The 15,227-nt window shown below is 73.3% G+C and carries 13 protein-coding genes; 3 read left to right on the plus strand and 10 right to left on the minus strand.

The window, feature by feature from the left end:
* The 5 genes from ACIQU4_RS04340 to ACIQU4_RS04360 all read right to left on the minus strand — a co-directional run bounded on the left by ACIQU4_RS04340 (position 1) and on the right by ACIQU4_RS04360 (position 4,965).
* Positions 1 to 408 carry a hypothetical protein gene (locus tag ACIQU4_RS04340; protein ID WP_403725558.1) on the minus strand — a complete coding sequence of 136 codons (408 nt, stop codon included), beginning with the start codon at positions 406 to 408 and terminating at the stop codon, positions 1 to 3.
* Positions 398 to 2,146, minus strand: a complete 1,749-nt coding sequence (locus tag ACIQU4_RS04345; RefSeq protein WP_403725561.1) for a hypothetical protein — start codon at positions 2,144 to 2,146, stop codon at positions 398 to 400. The genes ACIQU4_RS04340 and ACIQU4_RS04345 overlap by 11 nt, the downstream gene beginning before the upstream one ends.
* Positions 2,147 to 2,331: 185 nt before the next feature.
* Entirely contained in the window at positions 2,332 to 3,321 is a 990-nt protein-coding gene (locus ACIQU4_RS04350) for a malate dehydrogenase (RefSeq protein ID WP_403725564.1), read from the minus strand.
* 257 nt (positions 3,322 to 3,578) lie between these two features.
* On the minus strand, positions 3,579 to 4,112 hold the full coding sequence (locus ACIQU4_RS04355; protein ID WP_403725566.1) for a DUF3017 domain-containing protein: 534 nt from the start codon (positions 4,110 to 4,112) through the stop codon (positions 3,579 to 3,581).
* Positions 4,102 to 4,965 (minus strand): bifunctional methylenetetrahydrofolate dehydrogenase/methenyltetrahydrofolate cyclohydrolase, encoded by an 864-nt coding sequence (locus tag ACIQU4_RS04360; protein WP_403725567.1) that lies wholly within the window; start codon positions 4,963 to 4,965, stop codon positions 4,102 to 4,104. Before ACIQU4_RS04360 ends, ACIQU4_RS04355 begins: the two co-directional genes overlap by 11 nt.
* A 258-nt stretch (positions 4,966 to 5,223) precedes the next feature.
* On the opposite strand from ACIQU4_RS04360, the gene ACIQU4_RS04365 reads away from it, so the two are divergent.
* A complete protein-coding gene (locus ACIQU4_RS04365; RefSeq protein WP_403725569.1) occupies positions 5,224 to 5,916 on the plus strand; it encodes a hypothetical protein in 693 nt (230 codons plus the stop codon).
* Positions 5,917 to 6,023: 107 nt separating this feature from the next.
* On the opposite strand, the gene purH is transcribed toward ACIQU4_RS04365, so the two are convergent.
* Together purH and purN are read right to left on the minus strand one after the other, a co-directional pair.
* Positions 6,024 to 7,613: a bifunctional phosphoribosylaminoimidazolecarboxamide formyltransferase/IMP cyclohydrolase gene (gene purH / locus ACIQU4_RS04370; RefSeq protein ID WP_403725571.1), complete on the minus strand. Its 1,590-nt coding sequence runs from the start codon at positions 7,611 to 7,613 to the stop codon at positions 6,024 to 6,026.
* Complete coding sequence (gene purN / locus ACIQU4_RS04375) at positions 7,610 to 8,233, minus strand: phosphoribosylglycinamide formyltransferase (protein WP_403725574.1); 624 nt, start codon at positions 8,231 to 8,233, stop codon at positions 7,610 to 7,612. The genes purH and purN overlap by 4 nt, the downstream gene beginning before the upstream one ends.
* Positions 8,234 to 8,545: 312 nt before the next feature.
* Here purN and ACIQU4_RS04380 point away from each other — a divergent pair, with 312 nt between their 5' ends.
* Positions 8,546 to 9,205, plus strand: a complete 660-nt coding sequence (locus ACIQU4_RS04380; protein ID WP_403725576.1) for a hypothetical protein — start codon at positions 8,546 to 8,548, stop codon at positions 9,203 to 9,205.
* A gap of 10 nt (positions 9,206 to 9,215) precedes the next feature.
* Here ACIQU4_RS04380 and ACIQU4_RS04385 read toward each other — a convergent pair whose 3' ends face one another.
* Positions 9,216 to 10,865, minus strand: coding sequence for a DUF6350 family protein (locus tag ACIQU4_RS04385; RefSeq protein WP_403725579.1), 1,650 nt, complete (start codon positions 10,863 to 10,865; stop codon positions 9,216 to 9,218).
* Between the two features lie 123 nt (positions 10,866 to 10,988).
* Here ACIQU4_RS04385 and ACIQU4_RS04390 point away from each other — a divergent pair, with 123 nt between their 5' ends.
* A complete protein-coding gene (locus ACIQU4_RS04390; protein ID WP_403725582.1) occupies positions 10,989 to 12,959 on the plus strand; it encodes a helix-turn-helix domain-containing protein in 1,971 nt (656 codons plus the stop codon).
* Between the two features lie 100 nt (positions 12,960 to 13,059).
* Here the strand turns inward: ACIQU4_RS04390 and sucD are convergent, their stop codons facing one another.
* Positions 13,060 to 13,950, minus strand: a complete 891-nt coding sequence (gene sucD, locus ACIQU4_RS04395; RefSeq protein WP_403725584.1) for a succinate--CoA ligase subunit alpha — start codon at positions 13,948 to 13,950, stop codon at positions 13,060 to 13,062.
* Between the two features lie 21 nt (positions 13,951 to 13,971).
* The gene (sucC, locus tag ACIQU4_RS04400; protein ID WP_030154827.1) at positions 13,972 to 15,150 is read right to left on the minus strand and encodes an ADP-forming succinate--CoA ligase subunit beta; all 1,179 of its coding nucleotides are present in this window, start codon (positions 15,148 to 15,150) and stop codon (positions 13,972 to 13,974) included.
* Positions 15,151 to 15,227: the final 77 nt, after the last annotated feature.

Here is a 15,227-nt window from a genome sequence, read left to right on the forward strand (position 1 = left end):
TCACCCCCCGAACGAGGTCAGCAGGGCGGCCAGCGCGGTGGCCGCGCTCACCGAGTCCACCAGCGGGGCCCACCGTTCCAGCGCCCCGCGCAGCCGGGCGGGCAGGCCCGGCCTGACCTCCTCGCCGTCCGCCGCCGACTCCAACTCCTGCGCCGCCGCGTCCAGTTCGGCGTCGAGGTCGGCCCTCGCGTCGCTCCGGGGCAGCCGTACGAGGGCCGCGCGGAGGTCTCGTACGGCCTCCAGCAGCTCCTGCGCGGTCGGCCCGGCCGCACCGGCGTCGGCCCCCGTACCGCCGTGGTTGACCGTGCTGTTGCTGACGTCCGTGCCGCCGATGCTGAAGGCGCTGCCCCGTACGTCGCCGATCCGCACCGAGGGCAGCCCGGCGCCTTCGCCTCCGCTATTGGCCACTTCTGCTCTCCTTGCCCGCGCGCACGCGCCCGTCCTTCCGGTCCGACTTGTCGGTGCCCTGGTTCACCGTGCTGTTCTGGCTCACTCCGTTGATGCCGAAGGCGCTGTTGCTCACCGACTGGATGAACACCCCGCCTTCCGCGACGTTGACCGCGCGCTCCGCGAACTCCTCGGTGTGCCAGCCCGCGTCGTGCAGCGCCTGCGTCACCCCGCCGACGATGCGCTCCTGGATGGTCTTCACGTACCGGTCCAGGTCCATCAGCTGGAACAGCGACAGCTCCCGCTGCGAGGCGAGTTCGCGTACGGACGCGGCCGGCCCCGCCGCGTACGCGACGCCGTGCCCGGCGGTCGCCAGCCGCCACGGGACCCGGCAGGCCCCGCCGAGGGTGGCGAGGGCCACGCCGAGCGAGCCGGGGGCGTTGCTGACGGCCAGCAGCACCTTGGCGAGGGGGCTGTTGCGTCGGTGGCGCCGGGCGATGTCGTCGGCGCGCTGGAAATCGGGGCGTACCGGCAGCAGCACGTGCGGGGCGACCTCCAGCATCAGCATGCCGCCCTGCGTGTGGACCCGGATGAAGACGGTGATGACGAGGTTCTCGTCCCAGCCGCCGATCCGGACGCGCAGGAAGTGCCGGCGCCGCTCGCCGCCTTCCTCGACCGCCGCGGCGCGGTGTCCGGCGAACGCCTCCTCGGACACGTCGACCGCATCCACGTCGGGCAGTCCGGCGGCCGGCAGGAACACGCACTCGTCGATGGCCAGTTCGCGCAGCCGGTCCAGCACGCTCGCCTCCGACCCCTCGGGGCCGCCCGGCGAGGGGACCCGCAGGGCCTCCAGCTTGGGCCGGATCCGCTCGATGATCCCCGCGTTGTCGAGGCGGCGGGCCCCCGCTCCGGCACGCGGGCGCAGCTCCACCGTCAGCTGCCACGGCAGACGGGCCTGGCCGGCCCCGCAGAACGGGTTGTCGATGTCGTACAGGACCACCTGCGCGTGCTGCATGCGCAGGATCCGGTCCTGGGCCCGGTGGAAGCGCGGGCCCCCGACCGGGTCGGCCTCCCAGTCCGCGTAGTGCGCGCGGCTGAGCGAGGAGTTGATGGTCTGCGCGAAGTGCCCGCGCTGGAAGTAGACGAGCACCGTGACCAGTACCGCGATCAGGACGACCGTCCACGCGTAGGCCTCCCCGTAGTACTGGCCGATCCTGGGCACCTCCATGAAGATGCCGAGCGGGTCGGTCTGGAGGACGCGCGCGAGGTACTCGCCGAGGTAGCTCAGGTCCGGGCTCCCTCCGCTGCCCGCGTCGTCCGTGAAGAACCCGCGGAGCACGCCCCACAGGATCCGGCCGAGGAGGAAGGCGGCGCAGCCGCGCAGGATCCATTCGAAGCCCCGGGCGCCGCGGCCGGTCCGCTCGCGGCGCTTCTTGATGCGGCCGGCCCCGCTCAGGAGCAGCGCGGGGACGAGCAGGAAGAGGAAGAACGCGCGGGTGAGGAGGAGGCCGAGGCCCCACACCGCGACGATGGCCGCCGACCAGGCCACTTCGGTGCGCAGGGCGCGCAGGGCGTGGGCGAGGACGCGGGCGGCGTCGAACCCGTAGGAGGGTGCGGGGAACCGTTCCTCGTGGACGTACAGCTCCTCGATCACCCGGTCGCGGTAGGCCGGGTCGAGGTAGGCGCCGGCGCACAGCAGGCGTCCCGCCTCTGTCGCCACCGGGTCCACGGGGGCCCTGCCGTCGGGTGTGCCACTCACGTGTTCTCCTCGCTCGGGAGGAGGGCAACCGTACGGCGCGCGGGGTGCGCCGGACAGGGCGCTTCACGCCAAAAAGCCCCGGCGCGTACGCCGGGGCTTTCAGGTGTCGCGGGATCGGATCCACCGCGTCGACGGGGCGGCCGGGTCGTCGGCCGGGGCCCGTCGGGCCGGTCGGATCAGGCCGCTCAGATCAGGCCGAGCTCGCGGACCGCGTCGCGCTCCTCGACGAGCTCCGCCACGGACGCGTCGATGCGCGCACGGGAGAACTCGTTGATGTCCAGGCCCTGGACGATCTCGTACTTGCCGTCCTTGGTGGTGACGGGGAAGGAGGAGATGATGCCCTCCGGGACGCCGTAGGAGCCGTCCGACGGGATGCCCATGGAGGTCCAGTCGCCCGCGGCGGTGCCGTTGACCCACGTGTGGACGTGGTCGATGGCGGCGTTCGCGGCGGAGGCGGCAGAGGACGCGCCACGGGCCTCGATGATCGCGGCGCCGCGCTTGGCGACGGTCGGGATGAAGGTGTCGGCGAGCCACAGCTCGTCGCTGACGACCTCGGCGGCGTTCTTGCCGGCGATCTCCGCGTGGAAGATGTCCGGGTACTGGGTCGCCGAGTGGTTGCCCCAGATGGTGAGGCGCCTGATGTCGGAGACGGCGGCACCGGTCTTGGCGGCCAGCTGCGAGATCGCGCGGTTGTGGTCGAGGCGGGTCATCGCGGTGAAGCGCTCGGCCGGTACGTCCGGGGCGGCGGCCTGCGCGATGAGCGCGTTGGTGTTCGCCGGGTTGCCGACGACCAGGACCTTGATGTCGTCCGCGGCGTGGTCGTTGATGGCCTTGCCCTGCGGCTTGAAGATGCCGCCGTTGGCGGAGAGCAGGTCGCCGCGCTCCATGCCCTTGGTGCGCGGGCGGGCGCCCACGAGCAGGGCGACGTTCGCACCCTCGAAGCCCGCGTTCGGGTCGTCGAAGATGTCGATGCCCTTGAGCAGCGGGAAGGCGCAGTCGTCGAGCTCCATGGCGGTGCCCTCGGCGGCCTTCATGCCCTGGGGGATCTCCAGGAGGCGGAGCTTGACCGGCACGTCCGCGCCGAGCAGGTGGCCGGACGCGATGCGGAAGAGCAGCGCGTAGCCGATCTGGCCGGCGGCGCCGGTGACGGTGACATTCACGGGAGTGCGGGTCATGGCCTTCTCCGTTAGACAGCTGGCGGTGGGGCGTCGCTGCCCCATGTGCTGGCGGACGCCGCTCCCCTGCGAATCTTGACGTGAAGAGACATCCGGCGTCAGGCTATCCGACCTTCCGGCGGCCCAATCCCCCGGTCCGTGTGGTGCAGGGCACACGGACCGGGAGTTCGAAGGCGTGGAGGGGGATTTCCCCGCTCTTTTCGACCGTCGGACACCGCCGGACGGGTGTACGAGTGGGTGCGAGTACGTCAGGTACCTCAGCGGACGGTGAAGCGGACCGCGCTCTCCAGGAACGGGATGTGCAGCACCGGCTTGGGCTCCATCACCAGCGCGAGCAGGGTGATCGCCACGCCCAGCAGCCCGTACGTGACCATGTCCGTGAAGCGCGAGCGCACCGCGAGCATGCCCACCTGCGGCAGTACGCGCCGCAGCACGGAGGCCGCGATCAGGGCCACGCCCATCACCAGGCAGCCGATGCGCGGGTGGCCCAGCGCGGTCAGGAGCAGTCCGATGGCGGTGGCGGCGAGCACGCTGAGCATCGGCCACTGACGGGCCGCGAGGGCGTCACCGGGCGCGGCCCGGCCGTGGCCCTCGGGGCGGGCGGTGTCCTTGGTGATGGAGGGGAAGCGGCGCGACTTCGCGGCGTCGGGTGTGGCGGCTTCGGCCGCGGCGCCGGCGGCTCCGGCCGCGGTCCCGGTTCCTGCCGCGGTCCCGGCTCCGGCCGCGGCGCCGGCTCCAGCCGCGGCGCCGGTCCCCGCTGCCGCCTCTTCCGCTTCGTGCTCAGCCCGCACTGTTCGACGTCCGTTCCGCCGCCTCGACGACGTTCACGAGCAGCTGCGCCCGCGTCATCGGGCCGACACCGCCCGGGTTCGGGGAGATCCAGCCGGCCACCTCGGCGACGCCCGGGTGCACGTCGCCGACGATCTTGCCGTTCTCGTCGCGGCTGACGCCCACGTCCAGCACGGCCGCGCCGGGCTTCACGTCCTCCGGCTTGACCAGGTGCGGGACGCCCGCGGCCGCCACGATGATGTCCGCCTGGCGCAGCTGGGCCGCCAGGTCGCGGGTGCCGGTGTGGCACAGGGTGACGGTGGCGTTCTCCGACTTGCGGGTCAGCAGCAGGCCCATGGAGCGCCCGACGGTGATGCCGCGGCCGAGGAGCACCACGTGCGCGCCGTTGATCTCGATGCCGTGGTGGCGCAGCAGCTGCACGATCCCGTACGGGGTGCAGGGCAGCGGGCCCGGCTCGTTCAGCACCAGCCGGCCCAGCGACATCGGGTGCAGGCCGTCGGCGTCCTTGGCCGGGTCCATCAGCTCCAGGACCCGGTTGGTGTCGATGCCCTTGGGGAGCGGGAGTTGGACGATGTAGCCGGTGCACTCCGGGTTCGCGTTGAGTTCCCGTACGACCGCCTCGATGTCCTCCTGAGAAGCCGTCGCGGGCAGTTCGCGCTGGATGGACGCGATGCCGACCTCGGCGCAGTCCTTGTGCTTGCCGTTGACGTACCAGCGGCTGCCCGGGTCGTCGCCGACCAGCAGGGTGCCGAGGCCGGGGGTGATGCCCCGGGCCTTGAGAGCCGTCACGCGGGCGGTCAGTTCGGACTTGATCGCGGCGGCGGTGGCCTTGCCATCGAGAATCTGGGCGGTCATGGCCCCATCCTCCCGGATGGACCGGCTTCGCTTCCAGTCGCGGGGCCCGGCCGGGTGCTCCGTACCGGGCTTGACCCGTTCATTGCACTTGCACAACAAGTGACCGGCCCGGCGCGCCGCCGCTGGACAACTCCGCCCCGATCGGCCCACGATGACGGAAAGAGTGCCGCGGGCAGTGCCGGGGGGCGGACCGCACTTCGCAGTGATTCCTCCGCGCGTGCCGTGCGTCCCCGCACTTCCACGGAGGAACACCCCAAGATGAGCTTCGGCGACCCGAACAACCCGTACGGGCAGCAGCAGCCGCCGGCCCCGCAGGGCCAGCCCGGCTACGGCTACCCGCAGCAGGCCCCGCAGGGCATCCCGCCCCAGGGCGGCTACGCCTACCCGCAGCAGGCCCCGCAGGGCCAGCCCGGCTACGGCTACCCGAACCAGGGCTACCCGGCCGGCCCCGGCGGCTACCCGGGTGCCCAGATGCCCATGCCGGGCGGGGTGAAGGCCGCCCGCGTCATCCTGTTCGTCGTCGGCGGCCTCCAGGCCCTGGGCGGCATCGTCATCCTCCTCGGCGGGGCGCTGTTCGCCTCCGTGTTCGCGGGCTCCTCCAGCTCTTCGGAGTACGGCTCCTCGGCGAGCGACGCGGGCACGCTCGCGGGCGGGGTGATCGTCTTCGCCGGCATCTTCGCCCTGGCCCTGGCGCTGTGGCCGATCCTGACCGCTGCCAAGCTGAGCAAGGGCCGCGGCGGGGTCCGGATCTCCGGTGTCATCTACGGATCGCTGATGACCCTCTTCTCCGGGGCCAGCCTGATCATCAACTTCGTGGCGCTCGGCAGCGACACGGCGGCAGGCGCCGTCGTGTTCTCGCTGCTCCTGGCCCTGGTCCAGTTCGGTCTGGCCCTGTGGGCCCTCGTCGGCCTGGCCAACTCGGCCGCCGGCGCGTACTTCCGCCGCCCCTAGCACCAGGACCGGCGCCGGGCCGCCACGACGACGGCGTACGGCACGGCGAAGGCCGCCACCCGCAGGGGGTGGCGGCCTTCGCCGTGTTCGGGGAGCCGGCTCGGGGCTCAGTGGAAGAAGTGCCGGGTCCCGGTGAAGTACATGGTCACGCCGGCCGCCTTCGCGGCCTCGACGACCTGCTCGTCACGGACCGAACCGCCCGGCTGGACCACGGCCTTGATGCCCGCGGCGGTGAGGATCTCCAGCCCGTCCGGGAACGGGAAGAAGGCGTCGGAGGCGGCGTACGAGCCCTGCGCGCGCTCGGCGCCCGCCCGCTCGACTGCCAGCTTCGCCGAGTCGACGCGGTTGACCTGGCCCATGCCGACGCCGACCGAGGCGCCGTCCTTGGCGAGCAGGATCGCGTTGGACTTGACGGCCCGGCAGGCCTTCCACGCGAAGGCGAGCTCGGCGAGCTCCTCCGGGGAGAGGGCGTCGCCGGTGGCGAGGGTCCAGTTCGCCGGGTCGTCGCCCTCGGCCTGGAAGAGATCGCTCTGCTGGAGCAGAGCGCCGCCGGAGATCGGCTTCAGGTCGCCCGGCTGGTGCGGGGTGCCGTCCACCTTGAGGACGCGGATGTTCTTCTTCTTGGCCAGGACCTCGACCGCGCCGTCCTCGTAGGAGGGGGCGGCGATGACCTCGGTGAAGATCTCCGCGACCTGCTCGGCGAGCTCGACGGTCACCGGGCGGTTGACTGCGATGACGCCGCCGAAGGCCGACAGCGGGTCGCAGGCGTGCGCCTTGCGGTGCGCGGCGGCGACGTCCGCGCCGATGGCGATGCCGCACGGGTTGGCGTGCTTGATGATCGCGACGCAGGGCTCGTCGTGGTCGTACGCGGCGCGGCGGGCGGCCTCGGTGTCCACGTAGTTGTTGAAGGACATCTCCTTGCCGTGCAGCTGCTCGGCGTTGGCGAGCCCGCCCGGCCGGCCGTCCGTGTAGAGGGCGGCGGCCTGGTGCGGGTTCTCGCCGTAGCGGAGGGTGGACTTGCGGTCCCAGGCGCCGGCCAGGAACTCGGGGAGCACGGCCTCCGGCTCCGGGGCGTACGCATTCGTGAACCAGGAGGCCACGGCGACGTCGTACGCGGCGGTGTGCTGGAAGGCCTCGGCGGCCAGCCGCTTGCGCGCGGTGAGGTCGAAGCCGCCTCCCTGGGCCGCGGCGAGGACGTCGGCGTACCGGGCGGGGCTGGTGACGACGGCGACCGAGGGGTGGTTCTTGGCGGCGGCGCGGACCATCGACGGGCCGCCGATGTCGATCTGCTCGACGCACTCGTCGGGGGTGGCGCCGGAGGCGACGGTCTCCCGGAACGGGTAGAGGTTGACGATCACCAGGTCGAAGGGCTCGATGCCGAGCTCGGCGAGCTGGCTGCGGTGGTCCTCCAGGCGCAGGTCGGCGAGGATGCCGGCGTGCACGCGCGGGTGCAGGGTCTTGACCCGGCCGTCCAGGCACTCGGGGAAGCCGGTGAGCTCCTCGACCTTGGTGACGGGCACGCCGGCCGCGGCGATCTTGGAGGCGGTGGAGCCGGTGGAGACGAGCGCGACCCCCGCCTCGTGCAGGCCGCGGGCCAGCTCCTCCAGTCCCGTCTTGTCGTAGACACTGACGAGCGCGCGCCGGATCGGCCGCTTCGACGAGCTCGACGAGGTGGTGCTGCTCTCTACGGCGGTCACTGGATCGTTACCTTTCGTCCCTCAATGCGGTAGCCGTGCCGGGCCAGGCGCCCCACGACGTCGACGAGCAGCTGGCGCTCGACTTCCTTGATGCGCTCGTGCAGAGCGGCTTCGTCGTCCGCATCCCGGACCTCGACCACACCCTGGGCGATGATCGGACCGGTGTCCACGCCGGCGTCCACGAAGTGGACCGTGCAGCCCGTGACCTTCGCGCCGTAGGCGAGGGCGTCCCGTACGCCGTGGGCCCCCGGAAAAGCTGGGAGGAGGGCGGGGTGCGTGTTGACGAAGCGGCCGCCGAAGCGGCCGATGAACGAGGCGCCCACGATCTTCATGAACCCGGCGGACACGACGAGGTCCGGCGCGTGGGCGGCGGTCGCCTCGGTGAGGGCGGCGTCCCACTCCTCGCGGGTCGCGTACGCCTTCACCGGGCACACGAAGGTGGGGATCCCGGCCTTCTCGGCCCGCTCCAGGCCGGCGATGTTCTCGCGGTCGGCCCCCACGGCGACGACTTCGGCGCCGAAGCCCTCGGCTCCGCCGGGGTGGGCGTCGATGGCGTCGAGCAGGGCCTGGAGGTTGGTGCCGGAACCGGAGACCAGCACGACCAGGCGGGAGGCGGCCATGGGAGGCCCTTTCTGCGGGAATGCGTCCATACGTACTTCACGTACTTCCGTACATCTTGTGTGATCGGACGAAAGCAGGGCGCCCCGAAATACGGGTGACCCTACGAAGCCGCCGACCGCCTGCAACGATACCGGCACACCGCACGGCCCCCGAGGGACGGGGGGACGGGCGAGGGGTAGCGTCTGGCATACAAGCCGCATACGGCGCGGTGCGCAGCACCGTGCCGCACGTCAACAGCCCTTCGACGCACGCCGCTCGCGAGGCACAGGACGTCCTTGGACGTCCACGACACAGGGGAAGTAACGCACTCGATGCCGGATCGCCGCCAGCCCGACTCCTCCACCGACGACAACCCCTTCGCGGCTCCCCCGGAGGGCCGGCCCGACCAGCCGTGGCAGCCGCGCAGCAGTGGCGACGGCGACGGCGGCGGCCGCCCGGGCGAGGACCCCGGATCCGGCCCCGGCGGGCCGGCGCGCTGGGACCCGACGGACCCGGTCCAGCGGCGCGCCCGGTACGCGCTGCTGGCCGGCATGTGGGGCTTCTTCTTCGGGATCTTCGGGATCCCGTCGGTGGGGCTGCTGCTCGGCGCGCTCGCCCTGTACTGGGGGATCAGCGGGCTGCGCGGGAGGCCGGCGGTGGCCGGCGGGTCCGGGGTTTCCGGGGCGTCTGGGGTTTCCGGGGCTTCTGGGGTTTCCGGGGCTTCCGCCGTGGACGGTGTGGCGGGCCCGAGCGCGCAGGGGGGCCTGGCGGCCCTCGGGCCGGCGGCCCGCCCGCAGCGGACGGCGGCGATCGGCGGGCTGGTCACGGCCTCGCTGGCGATCCTGCTGGCGCTGAGCTCGTACGGATTGCAGCTGGCCTACAAGGACTTCTACGTCTGCCGTGAGGACGCCCTCACGAAATCGGCGGAGCTGCAGTGCAACAACCTGCTGCCGGACAACATGCTGGGCAAGGTCCTGAAGGTCCAGCAGTAGGAGCGGGCTTTCAGGCCGGGGGCTTCCGGCGGGCCATGACGCGGGCGCCGGCCACCGGCGGGACGAGGGGCCGGGGCGGCGCCTCGGCCGGTTTCGCCGGAATCGGAATCGGCGTCAGGTCCGTCGGTGCCAGGTCCGTCGGCGTCAGGTCCGTCGGCGTCAGGTCCGTCGGTGTCAGGTCCAGGTGAAGCCCCGTCACGACGGTGAGCCGGCGCGGCGGTTTGGGTGCGGTGGCGACCGGTGCCGCCGGGGCCCCGGGCTGCGGCGGTTCCTGTGCCAGGTCCGGGATCAGGGCACCCGCCGCCCGGCGCAGGGCCTCCCAGCGCAGTTCCCGTACGCCGCTGTCGTGCCACTCGTCCTCGACGTCCAGCGCGAGGGCCTCCGCCTGCCGGGCGGGCCGGGTCCGCCAGGAGTGCACCGCCACCGCGACCGGCACCGCCAGGAGCAGGGTCCAGGCGAAGGCCGCCGCGCCGGTCGCCCACCACACGGGGCCGAAGCTCGCCAGCCCCCGCGAGCCGAGCGGCCCCGAGGAGGCCGCCGCGAGCCCGGCCAGCAGCAGCCCGCACACCAGGGCGCCCAGAGCCGCCGTCAGGGCGGTTTCCTTGTACGAGACTTCACGCGCCCGGCGTACGGCGAACCACCCGACTGCCAGCCCGGCCAGCAGCGGCACCCCGGCGGTCGCACAGGTCAGCAGGGTCCCGGGCCCCTCCGGAGGCAGCGCCGCCAGCAGCGGGAACCTGGGCAGCGCGGGCGAACCGGCGAAGCCGAGCGGGGTCGCGGTCGCTCCGGCGCCGAGGGCGAAGCCGGGACCGAGGGCGTAGGCGGCGCCCCAGACCACGGCGTTCGGGAGCAGCGCGAGGGCGAGGAGCAGGACCGCGAAGCGGCCGGACCAGACCCCGGTCAGCGCCAGGAAGGACGCCTGGACCTCGGCGGCGTGCCAGGCGAGCGAGGCCCCGACGAGCAGCGCGCCGCCGCCCAGCAGGACGAGGGCCCCGGCAGCTCCGGCGCGCAGCGCGAGGGGGTAGCGCGGGCGGGCGGCGGCCCGGCGCACGGCTCCCGGAACCCAGTGCGGCAGCGGCCCGACCGGACGCCCCTTGGCCGCCCAGACCCCACCGGCGGCGGCGAGCACGGCGACGAGCGGGACGTGCCAGGCGGCGCTGAGGGGGTCGGCGGGCATGGGGCCGGCGGCCGCGTAGACGGTGGCGAGGGATCCGACGGAGAGGTATCCGCAGGTCACGGCGGAGAAGACGGCGGAGGCGGGCAGCACTTCGTCCCCGTCCCCGCCGTCTCCGCCATCGCCGGGGGCGCTGCCGAGCCGTGCCGCCCGGCGCATGAGCAGGGCGGGCAGCGCGACGAGCAGCAGCGGCGTCACGCCGACGGGGGCCGGCACGCCGGAGAGGGTGTCGTACCGGACGAGCTCGGTCCCGTGAGCGAGCAGCCAGAGCCCGGCGGCCAGGTGCAGGGCGCCGCCGGGACCGCTGTCGGGGTACGGGGAGCTGATCCAGAGCACGATGACGAGCACGGCGAGGAAGCCGAGCCCGAGCCCGGCGGCGACGGCCCCGCCCAGCACGCAGGCGGCGGCGGCCGGCGAACGGCGCCGCCCGGCGGCGGCCCGGGGGGCCGCCGGCAACGGGGTCCCGCGTTCGGTCACTTGGGTCACCCCGCCATGGTGCCAACGACACGCGCTATGGGCGGGTAACAGGCGAATGCCCGTGGTGTCGCTCAATATACGTTTTATGTACTTTATCGCCCAGGTCTGTCGGCAGGTCACGGGGAGTGTGGCATGACAGAGAGCGTCGAGGAGCCGAGGCTCCCCTCGCCCAAGGAACGCCGCGGACTGCGCGAGGCGGCCGGCCTGACGTACGAGGCCGTCGCGACGGCGGTGGGCGTCAGGGCCAACACGGTCCGCTCCTGGGAATCGGGCCGCACCCACCCCCGAGGCCGCAAACACGAGGCGTACGCCGCTTTCCTGAAGTCCCTCGCGGCGGCGTCCGCGGCGTCCGCGGCGCCCGACGCCGCCCCCGCAAAGCCGGACCCGGACGCCACCCGGGCGGCAGGCGCGGGCCCACAGGACACCGCTCCTGCCGGAGCGGGCGCGGGCGCAGCCCCCGCAGCCCCCGGCACACCGCCGGACTCCGCTCCCGCCCCCGCACGGGCGACTGCCGCCGCCCCGCCGAGCCCGCCCCCCGCCGACCCGACGGGCGCGAAGACGGCGGCGCCGGGCGCTGCGGGTCCGCAGGACACCGCGCCCGCGGGGCCGGGCGCAGCCCCCGCCGCCGTGGCGGCTGACGCCCGGACGGCCCCGACGGCCGCCGCGCCCCGGGGCTCCGTCGCCGCATCGGCAGAGGTGCCCGGCGACACGCCCTCCGCAGGAGCGCCGGACCCCGCAGGGGCGGTCCCCGGCGGGACCTCGGCCGGTGGGGCCGCGGTGCGGATGCCCGGGGCCATGCGGCCCTTCGGTATGAGCGGGCACGGGCCGCGGACCCGGCCGCCGGTCGCGGCCAAGCGGGCCGCGAAGCCGCCGACGGCCACGCCCCGCCACGAGGCGAAGTTCACCGTCAAAGCCACCGCCAGGGCCATCGGCACACCGGGTCTCGCCACCTCCGGGCCGACCGGCCCGCTGCCGTACCCCACCCCCGCCGAAGCGGAGGCGTGCGAGCAGCCCCCGTCCGGCCCGGAGAGCCACGGGCCCGCGCCCGGCGAGGCCTCCGGGCAGGCCACCACCGGAGCCACTGCGGCCGGGACCGCGACGGCGCCCCCGGAGGGGCACGGGCAGGCGCCCGTAGAGACCCCGCCCCACCCCGCGCCGGCAGCCGCAGCCACGGCAGCCGACTCCGACACGGCCGAACCGGCACCCGCAGAAACCACCGGGCAAGCCCCGGCCACGGACGCGAGCGCCACCCCCGGGGAGCCCGGGCAGGCGGCCGTGGCGCCCGGGCCCCCGGGGCCCGGGGCCGTGTTCGATGCGCTGTACCAGTACGCCGCGCCCGCGCTCGCGCGGCAGGCGTACCTGCTCACCGGTCGCCGCCGGCTCGCCCAAGAGGCCGTCGACCGGGCGTTCCAGCAGGCCTGGGCGCGGTGGCCCGAGGTGGCCATCGATCCCGACCCCGTCGGCTGGGTGCGCGCAGCCGCGTACGAGTACGCCCTCTCCCCCTGGCACGGGCTCCGCCGTGCCCACAAGCACCCCGACAAGGCCCCTACCGCCCCCGCCGACCGGATCCTGATGGACGCCATGCTGGCGCTCCCGCCGGCCCACCGCCGTACCGTCCTGCTCTACGACGGCGTCGGCCTCGACCTGCCCGACACCGCCGCCGAGACCGAGGCCAGCACCCCCACCGCCGGCAACCGCCTCCTGCACGCGCACGCCGCCCTCGCCGACCGCATCCCGGAACTGGCCGCCGCGCCTGCCGAGAAGCAGTCCGCGGTGCTGCGCGAGCGGCTCGGCGCGGTCACTCCGGCCGTCCCGCTGGAACCGCGCCCCGCAGCCGCCGTGCGCTTCGCCGCCGAGTACCGCGCCACGCGGTTGACCCGCGCGTTCCTCGGCCTGACCGCCGTGATCGCCGTCGCGACCGCGTACACCACCGCGACCGCGCCCCGCCAGTACGAGCCCCCCATCGCGCCCGGCGCGAGCGTCTCCGGGGTCCCCCCTCTCGCCGGCCCCCAGCGGCTCACCGACGAGACCCGGCAGCTGCGCGAGAGACTCCGCGCGCACCCCGCCCACCGGCCCGAGCGGCTCGCCCCCAGCCTCGAATAGCCGCTCGAACAGCCGACGGAAACGGGCGTGGCCCGCACCCCACGCGGGGATGCGGGCCACGCCCGTACAGCCGTACGCACACGTACGGCAGCGGCAAGCGTTACTTCGCGGCGTTCAGGATCTCGCGCGCGAGCTTGGCCGTCTCGGTCGGCGTCTTGCCGACCTTGACGCCGGCGGCCTCGAGGGCCTCCTTCTTGGCCTGCGCGGTGCCGGAGGAGCCGGAGACGATGGCGCCGGCGTGGCCCATGGTCTTGCCCTCGGGGGCGGTGAAGCCCGCGACGTAGCCGACGACCGGCTTGGTGACGTTCTTCGAGATGAAGTCCGCCGCACGCTCCTCGGCGTCGCCGCCGATCTCGCCGATCATGACGATGAGCTCGGTGTCCGGGTCGGCCTCGAAGGCCTCCAGGGCGTCGATGTGCGTGGTGCCGATGATCGGGTCGCCACCGATGCCCACGGCGGAGGTGAAGCCGATGTCGCGCAGCTCGTACATCATCTGGTAGGTCAGCGTGCCGGACTTGGACACGAGACCGATCTTGCCGGGCTTGGTGATGTCGCCCGGGATGATGCCGGCGTTGGACTGGCCGGGGGTGATCAGACCCGGGCAGTTCGGGCCGATGATCCGGGTCTTGTTGCCCTTGGCGGTCGCGTACGCCCAGAAGGCGGCGGAGTCGTGCACCGCGATGCCCTCGGTGATGACGACGGCCAGCGGGATCTCGGCGTCGATGGCCTCGACGACGGCGGCCTTGGCGAAGGCCGGCGGGACGAAGAGGACGGAGACGTTGGCGCCCGTCTCCTTCATCGCCTCGGCGACGGACCCGAAGACCGGGACCTCGGTGCCGTCGAACTCGACGGTCGTGCCGGCCTTGCGCGGGTTCACGCCGCCGACGATGTTGGTGCCGTCAGCGAGCATCAGCTTGGTGTGCTTCATGCCCGTGGCACCGGTCATGCCCTGGACGATGACCTTGCTGTCCTTGTTGAGGAAGATAGCCATGTGAGTCTGTGACCTCTGCCCTTACTTCGCAGCCGCGAGCTCGGCGGCCTTGTCGGCCGCGCCGTCCATGGTGTCCACGCGCTGGACCAGCGGGTGGTTGGCGTCCGAGAGGATCTTGCGACCCAGCTCGGCGTTGTTGCCGTCGAGACGGACGACGAGGGGCTTGGTGACCTCTTCGCCCTTGTCCTTCAGCAGCTGGAGCGCCTGGACGATGCCGTTGGCGACCTCGTCACAGGCGGTGATGCCACCGAAGACATTGACGAAGACGGACTTGACGTCCGGGTCGCCGAGGATGATCTCGAGACCGTTGGCCATGACGGCGGCGGAGGCGCCACCGCCGATGTCCAGGAAGTTGGCGGGCTTGACGCCGCCGTGGTTCTCGCCGGCGTACGCGACGACGTCGAGGGTGCTCATGACGAGACCCGCGCCGTTGCCGATGATGCCGACCTCGCCGTCGAGCTTCACGTAGTTGAGGTTCTTCGCCTTGGCGGCGGCCTCGAGCGGGTTCGCGGCCGCGTGGTCCACGAACTCCTCGTGGCCCGGCTGGCGGAACTCGGCGTTCTCGTCGAGCGAGACCTTGCCGTCGAGGGCGATGACGTCGCCGGAGGCGACCTTCGCCAGCGGGTTGACCTCGACGAGGAGCGCGTCCTCGGCGATGAAGGTGTCCCACAGGGTCACGAGGACCTCGGCGACCTTCTCGGCGACCTCGGCCGGGAACTGCGCCAGGGCGACGATCTCGCGGGCCTTCTCGATGGTCACGCCCTCGTTGGCGTTCACCGGGACCTTGGCGAGCTTCTCCGGGGTCTCCTCGGCGACCTGCTCGATGTCCATGCCACCCGCGACCGAGGCCATGGCCAGGAAGGTGCGGTTGGTGCGGTCCAGCAGGTACGAGACGTAGTACTCCTCGAGGATCTCGGGAGCGGTCTCGGCGATCATCACCTTGTGGACCGTGTGGCCCTTGATGTCCATGCCCAGGATGTCCGTCGCGCGGGCGACGGCCTCGTCCGGGGTGGCGGCGAGCTTGACGCCACCGGCCTTGCCGCGGCCGCCGACCTTCACCTGCGCCTTGACGACCGACTTGCCGCCCAGCCGCTCGGTGGCCTCGCGAGCCGCCTCAGGCGTGTCGATGACTTCACCGGCCAGCACCGGTACACCGTGCTTGGCGAAGAGGTCCCTCGCCTGGTACTCGAACAGGTCCACGCGCGTCCGTCCCTTGTCTTCAAAGATTCGCAGTGATTCGCGGTTGTCTGCGTGGGCGTGCCGCGGAGGGCAACGTG

The sequence above is a fragment of the Streptomyces sp. NPDC090741 genome, assembly GCF_044769045.1.
Taxonomy (GTDB): Bacteria; Actinomycetota; Actinomycetes; order Streptomycetales; family Streptomycetaceae; genus Streptomyces.